This is a genomic window from Streptomyces naganishii JCM 4654, from assembly GCF_014650575.1.
GTDB classification, from domain to species: domain Bacteria; phylum Actinomycetota; class Actinomycetes; order Streptomycetales; family Streptomycetaceae; genus Streptomyces; species Streptomyces naganishii.
The window spans coordinates 454,428-468,729 of the sequence record NZ_BMVF01000002.1; the positions used below are offsets into that span (position 1 = coordinate 454,428).

The 14,302-nt window shown below is 73.1% G+C and carries 13 protein-coding genes; 8 read left to right on the plus strand and 5 right to left on the minus strand.

Features of this window, described 5'->3' with window-relative positions; translation table 11 throughout:
* Window positions 1-14 precede the first annotated feature (14 nt).
* Complete coding sequence (locus IE217_RS04865; RefSeq protein ID WP_229865027.1) at window positions 15-959, minus strand: helix-turn-helix domain-containing protein; 945 nt, start codon at window positions 957-959, stop codon at window positions 15-17.
* A gap of 357 nt (window positions 960-1,316) precedes the next feature.
* On the opposite strand from IE217_RS04865, the gene IE217_RS04870 reads away from it, so the two are divergent.
* Entirely contained in the window at window positions 1,317-1,652 is a 336-nt protein-coding gene (locus tag IE217_RS04870; protein WP_190176428.1) for a Rieske (2Fe-2S) protein, read from the plus strand.
* 168 nt (window positions 1,653-1,820) lie between these two features.
* On the opposite strand, the gene IE217_RS04875 is transcribed toward IE217_RS04870, so the two are convergent.
* A complete protein-coding gene (locus tag IE217_RS04875) occupies window positions 1,821-2,240 on the minus strand; it encodes a pyridoxamine 5'-phosphate oxidase family protein (protein WP_190176429.1) in 420 nt (139 codons plus the stop codon).
* Between the two features lie 154 nt (window positions 2,241-2,394).
* Between IE217_RS04875 and clpB the strand changes: the two genes are divergently transcribed.
* Window positions 2,395-4,992: an ATP-dependent chaperone ClpB gene (clpB, locus tag IE217_RS04880; protein WP_190176430.1), complete on the plus strand. Its 2,598-nt coding sequence runs from the start codon at window positions 2,395-2,397 to the stop codon at window positions 4,990-4,992.
* 62 nt (window positions 4,993-5,054) lie between these two features.
* Here clpB and IE217_RS04885 read toward each other — a convergent pair whose 3' ends face one another.
* On the minus strand, window positions 5,055-5,576 hold the full coding sequence (locus tag IE217_RS04885; protein WP_190176431.1) for a hypothetical protein: 522 nt from the start codon (window positions 5,574-5,576) through the stop codon (window positions 5,055-5,057).
* Between the two features lie 141 nt (window positions 5,577-5,717).
* On the opposite strand from IE217_RS04885, the gene IE217_RS04890 reads away from it, so the two are divergent.
* Window positions 5,718-6,248 carry a type III secretion system chaperone family protein gene (locus IE217_RS04890; RefSeq protein WP_189706624.1) on the plus strand — a complete coding sequence of 177 codons (531 nt, stop codon included), beginning with the start codon at window positions 5,718-5,720 and terminating at the stop codon, window positions 6,246-6,248.
* A 48-nt stretch (window positions 6,249-6,296) separates the two neighbouring features.
* Here IE217_RS04890 and IE217_RS04895 read toward each other — a convergent pair whose 3' ends face one another.
* A complete protein-coding gene (locus IE217_RS04895; protein ID WP_229865028.1) occupies window positions 6,297-7,478 on the minus strand; it encodes a putative hexosyltransferase in 1,182 nt (393 codons plus the stop codon).
* A gap of 60 nt (window positions 7,479-7,538) precedes the next feature.
* Window positions 7,539-8,729, minus strand: a complete 1,191-nt coding sequence (locus IE217_RS04900; protein ID WP_190176432.1) for a pyridoxal phosphate-dependent aminotransferase — start codon at window positions 8,727-8,729, stop codon at window positions 7,539-7,541.
* Between the two features lie 153 nt (window positions 8,730-8,882).
* On the opposite strand from IE217_RS04900, the gene IE217_RS04905 reads away from it, so the two are divergent.
* The 5 genes from IE217_RS04905 to IE217_RS04925 all read left to right on the plus strand — a co-directional run bounded on the left by IE217_RS04905 (window position 8,883) and on the right by IE217_RS04925 (window position 14,161).
* Window positions 8,883-9,251: a hypothetical protein gene (locus tag IE217_RS04905; protein WP_190176433.1), complete on the plus strand. Its 369-nt coding sequence runs from the start codon at window positions 8,883-8,885 to the stop codon at window positions 9,249-9,251.
* 428 nt (window positions 9,252-9,679) lie between these two features.
* The gene (locus IE217_RS04910; protein WP_190176434.1) at window positions 9,680-10,207 is read left to right on the plus strand and encodes a DUF2617 family protein; all 528 of its coding nucleotides are present in this window, start codon (window positions 9,680-9,682) and stop codon (window positions 10,205-10,207) included.
* Between the two features lie 90 nt (window positions 10,208-10,297).
* Entirely contained in the window at window positions 10,298-11,950 is a 1,653-nt protein-coding gene (locus IE217_RS04915) for a polyamine aminopropyltransferase (protein WP_190176435.1), read from the plus strand.
* 316 nt (window positions 11,951-12,266) lie between these two features.
* Window positions 12,267-13,490, plus strand: coding sequence for a sensor histidine kinase (locus IE217_RS04920; RefSeq protein ID WP_190176436.1), 1,224 nt, complete (start codon window positions 12,267-12,269; stop codon window positions 13,488-13,490).
* Window positions 13,487-14,161 carry a response regulator gene (locus tag IE217_RS04925; protein ID WP_190176437.1) on the plus strand — a complete coding sequence of 225 codons (675 nt, stop codon included), beginning with the start codon at window positions 13,487-13,489 and terminating at the stop codon, window positions 14,159-14,161. Before IE217_RS04920 ends, IE217_RS04925 begins: the two co-directional genes overlap by 4 nt.
* Window positions 14,162-14,302: the final 141 nt, after the last annotated feature.

The window sequence follows — 14,302 nt, forward strand, 5'->3', positions numbered from 1 at the left end:
CCCTTCCGTCGGTGTCAGTGCCCCTGCTCCAGGATTCCCGACTGCGCGATGAGATAGCCCAGTTGGGCGCGGCTGCCGCTGCCCAGCGCGGTGGCCAGCTTGGCGATGTGGGCGCGGCAGGTGCGGACGTTCATGCCGAGCCGGCGCGCGATGGCCTCGTCGACGTGGCCCTCGACGAGGAGCTTGGCGATGGAGTGCTGGATCTCCGTGATGCCGTCGGGCGCGGTCTCGTAGGGGGCGCCGGCGCTGAGGGGGACCGCTCGGCTCCACATGAACTCGAAGACCTTGATCAGGTAGCGGACCAGGCCGGGGTGGCGCAGTTCCAGGGCGACCTGCTGGTCGTCCCGGGTGGGGATGAAGGCGACCGTCTCGTCGCAGATGATCAGGCGCTCCACCAGTTCGTCGATGGAGCGGTACTCCACCTTGCCGTCGGCGAGCTGGGCGGCGTAGGCGAGTTTCTCCTGGCTGTAGCGGGCGGTGTGCTGGTACAGGGTGCGGATGCGCACCCCGCGCTCGATCAGGGGGCGGTCGCGCTCCAGGCCGCGCAGGACGCTGCGCTCGGAGACCCGGTCGCTGGGCTGGACGGTGAGCATCTCCGTGTGGCACTGGGCGGTGGCGAGGTTGAGCGCGGTGTTGATCCGCTCGCCGCCCTCGAGGACCGTGATCGAGCCGCCGCCGGACGCCGACTGGCCGCCCAGGGCCATGAACGGCTCAAAGGCGTCCGCGATCTCGCTGGCCGCCTGGCGGCGCTCGTTGATCTCCCGTTCGATGGGGGTGAGGCGCTGGGCCAGGGCGAGCGCCGGAGGCACCGGGCGCAGCCAGTTGGGGTCGTCGGGATCGGGGTGGAGCAGGGCGAACTCCATCAGGCAGGGCGCGGGTTCCGCGTCCGTGCGGGCGATCCGCCCGGCGCGCAGCGCCGCCGCGTACAGACGACTGCCTTCCGGGCACAGCTCGTTCATCGCATGGGGATGTGTCGCTTTTATGTGATTCGTAGCCAAATCTCCACCCCCCAGGGTCCTGAACATGCAGGAACATGATGCACCGATTGTGTGGCCATGACGTGCCCGAATGAGCCATCGTCATACGTGACGGGGGAAAAGGGGACCTTCAAGTGAGGACGAAGCCGATTATGCGTAACAGACTGCTTCGCTCGGTGCTTGTCGCCGCCTTCTCCGCCGTTGTTGCCCTCGGCGCGCTGAGCGGCCTCTCCGGTGCGAAGAGCGATGTTCGGGCGAACAGCACCTGGCCGTTGGTGGCCCAGAACTCCGCGACCGCCGGCGGTGCGAGCGCCGCGACAGGTGGATCCGGGAGCTGATGTGACCACACCACCCGACGACCGGTCCTTCCGTCGAGAGATGGCCACCGCGTACCGCTCCGGCTGGCACTTCATCGACCTGGTCACCGCCATCCCCCACAGCGGTGACTCGCTGATGGTGGCCGTCTTCGGTGAGCCGGTCGTCGTCACGCGGGACGAGGACGGAGACGTACGGGCGTACCGGTGTCTGCGACGTCCTCGGGGGGCGCCGCAGCCGGTACGGTGTGCCATCCGATACGGAATGATCTTCGTCAACCTGGACCAGCGGGACCACCGGCAGGTGGCGCCGGAGCCCGCCGACATCAGGACCATCTCAGCCACCCCCCGCAGTGCCTGACGCGATTCCCCCGTCGTAACAGATCGCTCAGGTGCTTCCCCCCGCAGCGGCGTCACCGTGACCTGAACACGGTGACGCCGCTGCAGCTTTGCCCGGAACATCCGGGTATCACCCCCGCCGCGTCCTGGCCGGAATCCGCCGCTCGCGCGCCCGCCGCCGTCCGGCGGTTCAGCCACGGCCCAGCGCCCTGGTGAGCTCGATCTCGATCACCACGCGGGACGGTTTGGGCGCCGGCGTCCGCTCGTAGCGCTCGGCGTAGCGCCGTACCGCCTCCTCGACGCGGTCCGGCTCGGTGCGGACGTACGCGCGGCCCTCCAGCGTCGCCCAGCGCCGCCCGTCCACCTGGCACACCGCCACCGGCGCCCCCCGCTCGCCGGCCGCCAGCACGTTCGCCGCCTTGGCGCTCGCCTTGTCGGTGATCACCCGCGCCAGCCGTTCCCGCGGGTCGTACGTCACCCCGACCGGGACGACGTGCGGGGTGCCGTCGGGGCGCAGCGTCGTCAGCGTGCACAGGTGCCGCTCCCGCCAGAAGCTCAGGTACGCCGCGTCGGGTGCGCCGGGGTCCAGGGAATACGTGGTGGAGGCCATGCACCGGAACCTAACCCGCCGGCCCTGGCGAGTCCCAGCCGCACGGCATGGCGACCTCTGCCTTGAGTGGAATAGACTCAACTTTGTGTACGCTGTATGAGTCAGCACTGGGAGACGTGGCAGAGCACCGACGCCAAGGAGGAGAGAAGCGACCGTGGACGCCGAGCTGACCAACAGGAGCCGGGACGCCATCAACGCGGCCGGCAACCGGGCCGTGACGGGGGGACATCCCGATCTCACCCCCGCCCACCTGCTCCTCGCGCTGCTCGAGGGACAGGACAACGAGAACATCATCGACCTGCTGTCGGCCGTCGACGCCGACCAGGCGTCCGTGCGCGCCGGCGCCGAGCGCGTGCTCGCGTCCCTGCCCAGCGTGACCGGTTCCACCGTCGCGCCGCCGCAGCCCAACCGTGAGCTGCTCGCGGTGATCGCGGACGCGCAGAGCCGGGCGCGCGACCTCGGCGACGACTACCTGTCCACCGAGCACCTGCTCATCGGCATCGCGGCCAAGGGCGGCGCGGCCGGAGAGGTGCTCGAGCGGCAGGGCGCCGGCGCGAAGAAGCTGCAAGAGGCGTTCCAGAAGGCGAGGGGAGGGCGCCGGGTGACCACAGCGGACCCCGAGGGCCAGTACAAGGCACTCGAGAAGTTCGGCACCGACTTCACCGCCGCGGCGCGTGAGGGCAGGCTGGACCCGGTCATCGGCCGGGACCAGGAGATCCGCCGCGTCGTGCAGGTGCTGTCCCGCCGCACCAAGAACAACCCGGTCCTCATCGGCGAGCCGGGTGTCGGCAAGACCGCCGTGGTGGAGGGCCTCGCCCAGCGGATCGTCAAGGGCGACGTGCCCGAGTCCCTGAAGGACAAGCGGCTGGTCGCGCTCGACCTCGGCGCGATGGTCGCGGGCGCGAAGTACCGCGGCGAGTTCGAGGAGCGGCTCAAGACCGTCCTCGCCGAGATCAAGGACTCCGACGGCCGGATCATCACCTTCATCGACGAGTTGCACACCGTCGTCGGCGCGGGCGCCGGCGGCGACTCCGCCATGGACGCCGGCAACATGCTCAAGCCGATGCTGGCCCGCGGCGAGCTGCGCATGGTCGGCGCGACCACGCTCGACGAGTACCGCGAGCGGATCGAGAAGGACCCGGCGCTGGAGCGGCGCTTCCAGCAGGTGCTGGTCGCCGAGCCGACCGTCGAGGACTCCATCGCGATCCTGCGCGGCCTCAAGGGACGTTACGAGGCCCACCACAAGGTGCAGATCGCGGACAGCGCGCTGGTGGCCGCCGCGACCCTGTCCGACCGCTACATCACCTCCCGCTTCCTGCCCGACAAGGCCATCGACCTCGTCGACGAGGCCGCCTCCCGGCTCCGTATGGAGATCGACTCCTCGCCCGTCGAGATCGACGAGCTCCAGCGCGCCGTCGACCGGCTGCGCATGGAGGAGCTGGCCCTGGACAAGGAGACCGACGCGGCCTCGCGCGAGCGGCTGGAGAAGCTGCGCCGCGACCTCGCCGACAAGGAGGAGGAGCTGCGCGGCCTGACCGCCCGCTGGGAGAAGGAGAAGCAGTCCCTCAACCGGGTCGGTGAGCTGAAGGAACGGCTCGACGACCTGCGCGGCCAGGCCGAACGCGCCCAGCGCGACGGCGACTTCGACACCGCATCCAAGCTGCTGTACGGGGAGATCCCGACCCTGGAGAAGGAGCTGGAGGCCGCCTCGCGCGCCGAGGAGGAGGCCGCCAAGGACACCATGGTCAAGGAGGAGGTCGGCCCCGACGACATCGCCGACGTGGTCGCCTCCTGGACCGGCATCCCCGCCGGGCGCCTGCTGGAGGGCGAGACGCAGAAGCTGCTGCGCATGGAGGACGAGATCGGCAAGCGGCTGATCGGCCAGGGCGAGGCCGTGCGCGCCGTCTCCGACGCCGTGCGGCGCAGCCGCGCCGGGATCGCCGACCCCGACCGGCCGACGGGCTCCTTCCTCTTCCTCGGCCCGACCGGTGTCGGCAAGACCGAACTGGCCAAGGCGCTCGCCGACTTCCTCTTCGACGACGAGCGGGCCATGGTCCGCATCGACATGTCCGAGTACGGCGAGAAGCACAGCGTGGCCCGCCTGGTCGGCGCCCCGCCCGGATACGTCGGCTACGAGGAGGGCGGCCAGCTCACCGAGGCGGTGCGCCGGCGCCCGTACAGCGTGGTGCTGCTGGACGAGGTGGAGAAGGCCCACCCGGAGGTCTTCGACGTCCTCCTCCAGGTGCTGGACGACGGCCGCCTGACGGACGGCCAGGGCCGTACGGTCGACTTCCGCAACACCATCCTGGTGCTCACCTCGAACCTGGGCAGCCAGTACCTGGTCGACCCGGTCACCAGTGAGCAGGAGAAGAAGGAGCAGGTCCTGGAGGTGGTCCGCGCCTCCTTCAAGCCCGAGTTCCTCAACCGCCTGGACGACCTGGTGGTCTTCTCGGCGCTGACCAAGGAGGAGCTGAGCCGGATCGCCGAGCTCGCCATCGGCCGCCTCGCCAAGCGGCTGTCCGAGCGGCGCCTGACGCTGGACGTCACGCCCGAGGCGCTGGCCTGGCTCGCCGACGAGGGCATGGACCCGGCCTACGGCGCCCGTCCGCTGCGGCGCCTGGTGCAGACGGCCATCGGCGACCGGCTGGCCAAGGAGATCCTCTCCGGCGAGGTCAAGGACGGCGACACGGTCCGCGTCGACCGCTTCGGCGACGGGCTGCTGGTGGGCCCGGCGACGGGCAAGACGCTGTAGGGCCGCCCGCCCACGCGCCCGCGCGGCCCGTCACCCGGCAGCCGGGTGGCGGGCCGCCGCGCTCATGTCGTGAACGCCGCGAAGTCGACCAGGGCGGTGCCGGCGTCCTCGTACGTCACGTTCACCTGTACGGCGTCGGCGCCCACCCCTTCCGGCAGGCCCCGCGTGCAGCTCAGCTCCAGACACAGGTCCGCGTCGTCGGCGCAGAACTCCGTCTCCGGCGCCGGGGCGTCCGGGTAGGTGCGGCGCAGCCAGTCGCGGACCCCGGCCCGCGGCATCCGGAAGTCCGCGCTGTAGGAGACGTCCTGCCAGCTCTGCTCCACGCACCCCCCGACCGGCGTGGCGCCGTCGGGAAGGGCCGCCCCGCCGAAGGCCAGCGCCCGCGTGCAGGAGACCGCCTTGGGTCCTCCGCCGAGTGGGTACTCGGAGTCGGAGAAGATCATGCCCAGGAAGGCGACGAGGAAGGGGAGCAGAGCCATGGCCGGCAGCACCGCGACCGCCGCGACCAGCCACCACCTCGTCCGGCCGCGCGGCGCCTTCTCGGCGCCTGGCCGTTCGGCCCTTCCGGTTCGTGTCCGGGACATGACCCCCACCCCCACCCGCCGCCCGACGTCCACCCGTCGGCCGGATCATGTCAGCCCAGGGCTGACAAGCGCCCGGCGGGCTTGCCACGCCCCTCCCCGCATGGGGGAGGATGGCGGGATCCGTACGAAGGGAAAAACACGGTGAGCATCGACCCGTCCTCGATTCCGAACTTCGGGGGCCAGCCCGAGCCGCAGCCCCAAGGACCGGCGGGCCCCGTCGTCCCGGATCAGGACCTCGTGAAGCAGCTCCTCGACCAGATGGAGCTCAAGTACGTCGTGGACGACGAGGGCGACCTCGCGGCGCCGTGGGAGCAGTTCCGCACGTACTTCATGTTCCGCGGCGAGGACGACCAGCAGGTCTTCTCGGTACGGACGTTCTACGACCGGCCCCACAAGATCGACGAGAAGCCGCAGCTGCTGGAATCCATCGACGACTGGAACCGCCGGACGCTGTGGCCCAAGGTCTACAGCCACACCCACGACGACGGCACCGTCCGCCTCATCGGCGAGGCGCAGATGCTGATCGGCATGGGCGTGAGCCTGGAGCACTTCGTCTCCTCCACGGTCAGCTGGGTGCGCGCCGCGATCGAGTTCGACCGCTGGCTCGTCGAGCAGCTCGGCCTGGAGCAGGACGTCAACGAGGCCGACGAGCCCGGGGACGACGAGGAGTAGTCCTCGCACGCGGGCCACGGGCGAGGCGCGTGGCACCCGCGTCAGGCCTTACAACGGCGTGTGCGTGATCACCACGAGATACGCCCCGTAGGCGAACGAGAGCCCGGCCAGGGCGCCGGCCACCGCGGCCGCGTGCCAGGGCCGGGCTCTCGCCGTGCGCACCAGGGCGCGGGCCGGCGGCAGCAGCAGCGGGAAGGCGGGCAGCAGGAAGCGCGGCTTGCACTGGAAGAAGCCCGAGCCGCCGCAGGCCACGACGAGGAGCGCGCCGCTGTGGACGACCAGCGGCAGGGGCGCGAGGTCGAGGATCAGCAGCGCGTACAGCAGCACGCCCGCCGCCACCAGCACCAGGGCCGCGAAGAACAGGAACGCGTCGTGGTGCAGCAGCAGGTGCTTGACGAAGCGCAGCGCGCCGACGCCGAAGTCGAAGCGGGAGCCCCACAGCCGCTGGAGGCGGAAGTAGCCGCCGAGGGTGTCGCCGGTGCGGCGGCCCGCCCACAGCACGTAACCGGTCCAGCCCAGCGGGGCCAGCGCCACGCCCGTCCACAGCCTGTGGGAAACGCGGCCCCGGGCCCGCCACACGGCCGGCGCCGCCGCGGCGAGCACGGCGAGGGCCACCGCGAAGCCGTTGGGCCGCGACAGCCCGGCCAGCGCGGCCAGCGCTCCCGCCCACACCCAGCGCCCGGTGAGCACCGCGTACAGCGACCAGGCGGCGAAGGCGGTGAGCACGGGCTCGCTGTACCCCATCGACAGCACCACCGAGTGCGGCAGCAGGCCCCACAGCACGGTGAGGGCGGTGCCGACGGCCCGCCCGTGCACCCGGTCCCCGACCGCGTAAATCCCCCAGGCGGCCGCGGTCGCCGCCAGCCAGGACACCACCAGGCCGGCCGCGCCCCCGCCCAGCGGGAACACCGTGCGGACGGCGCGGATCAGCGCCGGGTAGAGCGGGAAGAACGCCAGGTCGTTGTGGACGACTCCGGGACGCGGGCGCTCGACGGCGCCGTAACCGTGAACAGCGATCCGCAGGTACCACAGCGAGTCCCAGGACCGCCCGAGCAGCGCGGCCGGATCCTTGCCGTGCGTCCAGGCGGCCACCGCCACGACACCCACCCCGGCGACCCGCACCGCGGTGAACAGCGCGGCCGCCAGGACCGCGGACCGCAGCACCCCCTTCCCCCCGGCCTCCGGCTGGGCGACGGAAAGGGGCGACGGCAGGAGGCTGAGGCGGCTCACATGCGCATATTGCGGTACGGAACCGGCGCACCGCCCCATTGCAGCCCAAGCGGCGGCGTGTCAGCCGGCCAGGGTCTTCAGGCGGGTGGCCGCCTCTTCCAGCAGGGACGGCTGTTTGCAGAAGGCGAAGCGGACGTAGGGGGCGCCCTCGGCGCGGTGGTCGTAGAAGACGGCGTTGGGGATGGCCACCACGCCCGCTCGCTCGGGCAGCGCGCGGCAGAAGGCGAAGCCGTCGGTGACGCCCAGGGGGCGGATGTCGGTGGTGATGAAGTAGGTGCCGGCCGGGCGGAAGACCTCGAAGCCCGCCTCGCCCAGACCCGCGGCCAGCACCTCGCGCCTGGCCCGCATGTCCGCGCGGAACGTCTCGAAGTACGACTCCGGCAGCGCCAGCGCCTCGGCGACCGCGTACTGGAACGGGCCCGAGGCCACGTACGTCAGGTACTGCTTGGCCGAGCGGACCGCGGTGACCAGGCCGGGGGCGGCGGTGATCCAGCCGACCTTCCAGCCGGTGAACGAGAAGGTCTTGCCGGCCGACCCGATCGTCACCGTCCGCTCGCGCATCCCGGGGAGCGTGGCCAGCGGGATGTGCTCGGCGTCGTCGAAGACCAGGTGCTCGTAGACCTCGTCCGTGACCACCAGCAGGTCCCGCTCCACGGCCAGCTCGGCGATCGCGGTGAGCTCCTCGCGGGTGAGCACCGTGCCGGTCGGGTTGTGCGGGGTGTTGACCAGCAGCAGCCGGGTGCGGCCGGTCACCGCGGCGCGCAGCTCGTCCAGGTCGAGCCGGAAGGCGCCCTCGTGCGGGCGCAGCGTCACCGGCACGCGCCGCCCGCCCGCCATCGCGATGCAGGCGGCGTAGGAGTCGTAGTACGGCTCCAGGGCGACGACCTCGTCCCCCGGTTCCACCAGCGCGAGCAGCGCGGCCGCGATGGCCTCGGTGGCGCCCGCGGTGACCAGGACCTCGGTGTCGGGGTCGTAGGACAGGCCGTACCGCCGCAGCTGGTGCTCCGCGACCGCCGTGCGCAGCTCGGGCACGCCGGGGCCCGGCGGGTACTGGTTGCCGCGCCCCTCGCGCAGCGCCCGCACGGCCGCCTCCCGGAGCTCCTCGGGGCCGTCGGTGTCGGGGAAGCCCTGCCCCAGGTTGATCGCCCCGGTCGCCACGGCCAGGGCGGACATCTCGGCGAAGATCGTCGTCCCGAACTCGGCGAGCCGGCGGTTCAGAAGCGGGCGTGCGCTGGAGGTCATGCGGGCCATCCTGCGCCGAAGCTCTGGAGTTCCTCAAGTGTGCTTTGGCCGGGCGGGGCGGCGGGCATCCCCCGGTCACGCGATGAGCGAGGCGCCCGCGGGGGGCCGCTTCGGGGGACCTCCGGACGTCGTGCCGGAGGGGTTCGGAAGGAGGGGGACGCCATGGTCTTCGGTCTGGCGGTGGCGGTGATCGCGGTGCTGCTCGTGGCCTCGGCGGCCGCGAAGGGCCGCAGGAACGCCCAGAGGTCCGGGAGCCGTCCGCGCAAGCGGTCCTACGGCGGGGCCGGCGGCGGTGCGGGGGCGAGCGGCGGCAGCTGGTGGGCGGGGGACGGCGGGTCGTCGTCCGGGGACTCGTCCGGCGGCCACCACTCGGGCGGTCACTCCGGCGGCCACCACTCGGGCGGTCACTCCGGTGGCCACTCCGGCGGTCACTCGGGTGGGCACCACTCCTGTGGTGGTCATTCCTGCGGCGGGCACTCCTCCTGCGGGGGCGGCTCGTCGTGCGGGGGCGGATGCGGCGGAGGCAGCTGACACGGGGCAGCCGAGCTCCAGGGGGGAACCGCGTCCCCCGGCGGCGCCCGTCGGAGACGAGGTCCGGCGGGCGCCCCGGCGCGGATCCGCGTGCCGCAGTGCCGGCCTGCGCGCCAAGGTGCTGACCCGTGCGCCTCTGCGCCCCCGCACGCGCCGGGGCGCAAGCCGTAGTTGAACAGTTGAGCTGTGGGGCCCCCGAGGGGATGTAAACCCCACAAAGTTGGGTAAAAACGCTGTGGTGGCACGGGCGTTCATGATTCCCTCTACAGATACCGACGCAGCCCCTGGGACGTCCCGCGCACACCTCTCCCGATCCGGGCCGACCGGGCCGTTTCCCTCGTGCAGGCCGGGCCGTTTCCCTCGTGTCGACCGGGGTGCGCCGGACCGGACCCCACCTCACTTCTTCTGCGTGCTAGCGGAGCCGACCCATGCTCACGACCCTGAACACCTCCTACACCGACACGCGCGCGGCGGACCTCGCCTGGGCCCTGGGACGCGAGCCGCTGCCCGCACTGGCCACACTCGACCTCGAACTGGACGACGCGAGGCTTCAGTTGAGACTCCTCGGCGCCTCCCACCAGGTGCTCCTGGACGAGGAGCGGGGCACCTGCTCGGAGACGGTGGCATGCCTGGCGGGCTCCAGCACGCCCCTCCCGCTCGGCGTCGCCAAGCGCGTGAACGACTGGGAGTACGAGTTCGCGGCGCGCGTCGAGGTGCTCTCGCCGGGCATGTTCGCGGGCCGCGCCCAGGAGCTGCTGGCCCTGGTCTCCGACCATCCGCACGGCCTGGCCGGCGTCTTCCCCGGCAGCCCGCACGCGTTCACCGCCATGCTCGCGCAGCGGCGCGAGGGCCAGGTGCACTGGCGCACCTGGCACGCCTACCCGCAGGACGGCCAGCTGGTGGCGACCCGGACCAGGGTCGGAGCGCGGCGCTCCGCACCGGCGCGGGCCGCATGAGGAGACACAAGCACCACACGCGGCCGCAACTCCCCTTTCCACACGTGTGGGTGACGAAGCGTCGCGCGTCCGTGACGTAACGTCGCAGTCGTGATCGACCCGCACGCCCCGGCCCCCGGGCAGGCGCCACCCCGTCCGGCGCCCGCCCGGGTCGGACCCGCGCGGCTGCCCGTCCGGCCGGGGACCGGCCGGTTCCTCGTCCTCGCGGGCGTCTTCGTCTGCGCGGCCTGCGGACTCGTCTACGAACTCGAACTCGTCGCCCTCGCCTCGTACCTGATGGGCGACTCGGTCACCCAGGCCTCCGTGGTCCTGTCCGTCATGGTGTTCGCCATGGGCGTCGGCTCACTCCTCGCCAAGCACCTCAGGCGCCACGCCGCGGTGGCCTTCGGCGCCATCGAGGCGACCCTCGCCCTCGTCGGCGGCGGCAGCGCCATGGCGCTGTACGCGGTGTTCGCCTGGACCGGCGGCTGGGGCGGCGTCTGGGCGGACGGCCCGCGCTGCCTGCTCGTCGCCTTCTCGCTGGCGATAGGCCTGCTGATCGGCGCCGAGGTGCCCCTGCTCATGGAGCTCATCCAGCGCATCCGCCGCCAGGACGCGGGCGGCGCGGTCGCCGACCTCTTCGCGGCGGACTACGTCGGCGCGCTCGTCGGCGGCCTCGCCTTCCCCTTCCTCCTGCTGCCCCTGCTGGGCCAGCTGACCGGCACGCTGCTCACCGGCGCGGTCAACGTCGTCGCGGGCGGCGCCCTGGTCCTCGGCCTGTTCCGGCGCGACCTGACCCCGCGCGGGCGCTGGCTGCTCCTGGGCGCCAACCTCGCCGTGCTCGGCCTGCTCGGCACCGCCGCCGCCCTCGCCGGCGACTTCGAACGGGCCGCGCGCCAGGCGGTGTACGGCGACGACGTGCGCGTGGCCCTGCGGACCGGCGTCCAGGAGGTCGTCCTCACCGGCGGCACCCGCGGCCGGCCGCTGAACCTCTTCCTCGACGGCCGGCTGCGCGTCAGCGGCCACGACGAGCGCCGCTACCACGAGGCGCTGGTCCACCCCGCGATGGCCGGACCGCACGCGCGCGTGCTGATCCTCGGCGGCGGCGACGGCCTCGCCGCCCGCGAGGTGCTGCGCCACCCGGGCGTGGAGCGGGTGGACGTCGTCGAACTCGACGCGGGCGTGGTCCGCCTGGCCCGCACCGACCCGGCGCTCACCCGCCTGAACGGCCACGCCTACGCCGACCCGCGCGTCCACGTGACGACCGCCGACGCCTTCGACTGGCTGCGCGGGGCGCCCCCGGCGGCGTACGACGTGGTGATCGAGGACCTGCCCGACCCGGGCATCACGGCGAGCACCAAGCTGTACGCGCAGGAGTTCTACGGACTGGCCCGCCGGGCCCTGGCACCCGGCGGCCGTCTCGTCGTGCACGCGGGCTCCGACTCCCTGCGCCCGCGCGTCTTCTGGACCGTCGACGCCACGGTCCGCGCCGCCGGCCTGCGTACCGTCCCCTACCGCGTGGGCGGCCGCGACCCCGGCTTCGCCGCCGGTCCCGACCGTGCGCCCGGCGCGCGGGGCGCACCCCGCGACTGGGGCTTCGTCCTGGCCGCCCGTTCCACCCCCGTGCTCCGCCTGGACCCGGCCGCCCCGCGCCCGCGCACGCTCACCCCGGCCGCCCTCGCCGCCGACACCCGCGCGGCGCTGCGCACACGGGTGCCGACGGCACGGCCTTCGACGCTGGCGCGTCCGCGGTACTCGGGCTGAGGTGAGGAGGGGAGCGGCAAGGGGGCGGGACGCGCGGATGGCTGGATCGACGTGGCCGCCGACGGGACGGGCGGCCCGTCCCTCCCCCGAAGCGGGACCGGCCGCCGTTTCCCCCGTACCCCCTACCCCACGGCGGGCCGGGTGCGTGTCCCGCGCCGCCGTCGTCCCACGAGCGTAGGGGCGGGCGAGCCGGACCGAATCCCCCTCCGGGTGGACCGTTTCGCGAACTCCCGCGGCAGGCGCGCGGTTCCTGCAACTTCCGCGGTACCGCGAAAGGTTGACGCTAAGCCCCGTACACCGGGTCTACGCTGCGCCGGTGCGGATCCACCCCCTCGCGGTCGACGCCCTGACGGCCCTGGTGCCGGCGACCGTGGCCTGTCTGCTCGGCGCCGAGGCCGCCACACAGGGGTGGCCCCCGCTGGACGCGTCCGCCTGGACGCTCGTCGCCCTGATCAACCTCCCGCTCGTAGTGCGCGGCCGCGCCCCCGTGGGCGTGTTCCTCGTCATCCACCTCGCCTGGATCGTGTACGTCGCGCTCGGCCACTGGCCGGTGGTGAACTCGCCCGCCGCACTGGTCGCCTTCTACACGGTGGCGGCCACGCGCCCGCACCGGACCACCGCCGTGTGCGCGGTGCTGATGGGCGGGGTGTGGGTGTGCGCCGGGCTCATCAGCGACTCCGACGCGATGGCGGCCGTTGTCGGGCAGGCGGTCGGCTATCCGCTCGTCCTGTGGAGGTTCGGGTACCACGCCCGCAGGAGTGCCGAGCTGGCCGTGCGGCTGCGCGCCGAGCAGGCCGAGCGGGCGCGGCGGGAGGTGGCGGAGGAGCGGGTGCGCATCGCGCGCGAGCTGCACGACGTGGTGGCCCACCACATGGCGGTCATCAACGTCCAGGCGGGGCTCGCCCGGTTCGTGTTCGACACCGACGCCGGCACCGCGCGCGGGGCGCTCGGCGCCATCGGTGACGCCAGCGCCGAGGCGCTCGCCGAACTGCGGCGCATGCTCGGCCTGTTGCGTTCGGACTCCACGCCGGACACGGAGGCCGGCGCCCAGGGCGGGGCCGCCGAGCCCACGCCCGGGCTGGACCGGCTGGAGGAGATGGTGGACCGGGTCCGCGCGGGCGGCGTCCCGGTCGACCTCAGGGTGCGCGGCGAGCCGGCACCGCTGTCCTCCGGGGTGCAGCTGTGCGTGTACCGGGTGGTCCAGGAGGCGCTGACGAACGTGCTCAAGCACGCGCCGGGAGCACGTGCGACGGTGGAACTCCGCTACGCCGGCGGACAGTTGACGGTGTCCGTCGCCGACGACGGGAGAGCCGCCGGGAAGGACGAGGGCAAGAGCGAAGGGAAGGGCGAGGGGAAGGGGGTGGATTCGGACAAGATGCGGGAGCACGTCGGTCACGGGTTGATCGGCATGCGCGAGCGCGCCAAGCTCTACGGCGGGACGATCGTCGTCGGCCCGCGCAGCGAGGGGGGATTCGGCGTGCGCCTGACCCTGCCGACGTCGGTACACGCCGCACGCCGGGGAGACACCGTCGCGGAATGATCAGAGTGCTGGTGGTCGACGACCAGTTCCTCGTACGCAGCGGACTGGTCGCGCTGCTGCGCGCCGCCCCGGGCATGGAGGTCGCCGGCGAGGCCGCGGACGGGGCCGAGGCGGTGACCCTGGCCGCCAAGACCCGGCCGGACGTGGTCCTCATGGACATCCGCATGCCCGGGATGACCGGCATCGAGGCCACCCGGCGCATCCTCGCCGAGGCGGTGGAACCGGCGCCCCGCATCCTCATCCTCACCACCTTCGACCTGGACGAGTACGTGTACGGGGCGCTGCGCGCCGGCGCGTCCGGCTTCCTGCTCAAGGACGCGGGACCGGAGCGGCTGCTCGCGGCGGTCACGGCCGTTCACGGCGGCGACGCGCTGTTCGCGCCGGTGGTCACGCGGCGGCTGGTGGAGGCGTTCACGGCCCGTGCGGAGCCGGAGTCGCCCGGGGGTTCCTCGCCGGGGCTGCGCGCGCTCACCACCCGCGAGATGGAGGTGCTGCGGCTGGTCGCGCGCGGTCTGACCAACGCCGAGGCGGCGGACCGCCTCTTCATCAGCGAGGCCACCGTCAAGACCCACCTCAACCGCACGATGAGCAAGCTCAGCCTGAGCAGCCGGGCCCAGGCGGTGGTGCTCGCCTACGAGAGCGGGCTGGTGCGGCCGGGCGGCGACGGCTGAACGGACGCGGCCCTGCCACGCCGGACCGGGCGCCGCGACACGGGGAGCGGGGGAGTCGCGGTCGGGAAGACGGGGGAGTCGCGGCCGGGAACACGGAGGAGTCGGGGCCCAGAACACGGAGGAGTCGCGGCCGAGGGGAGG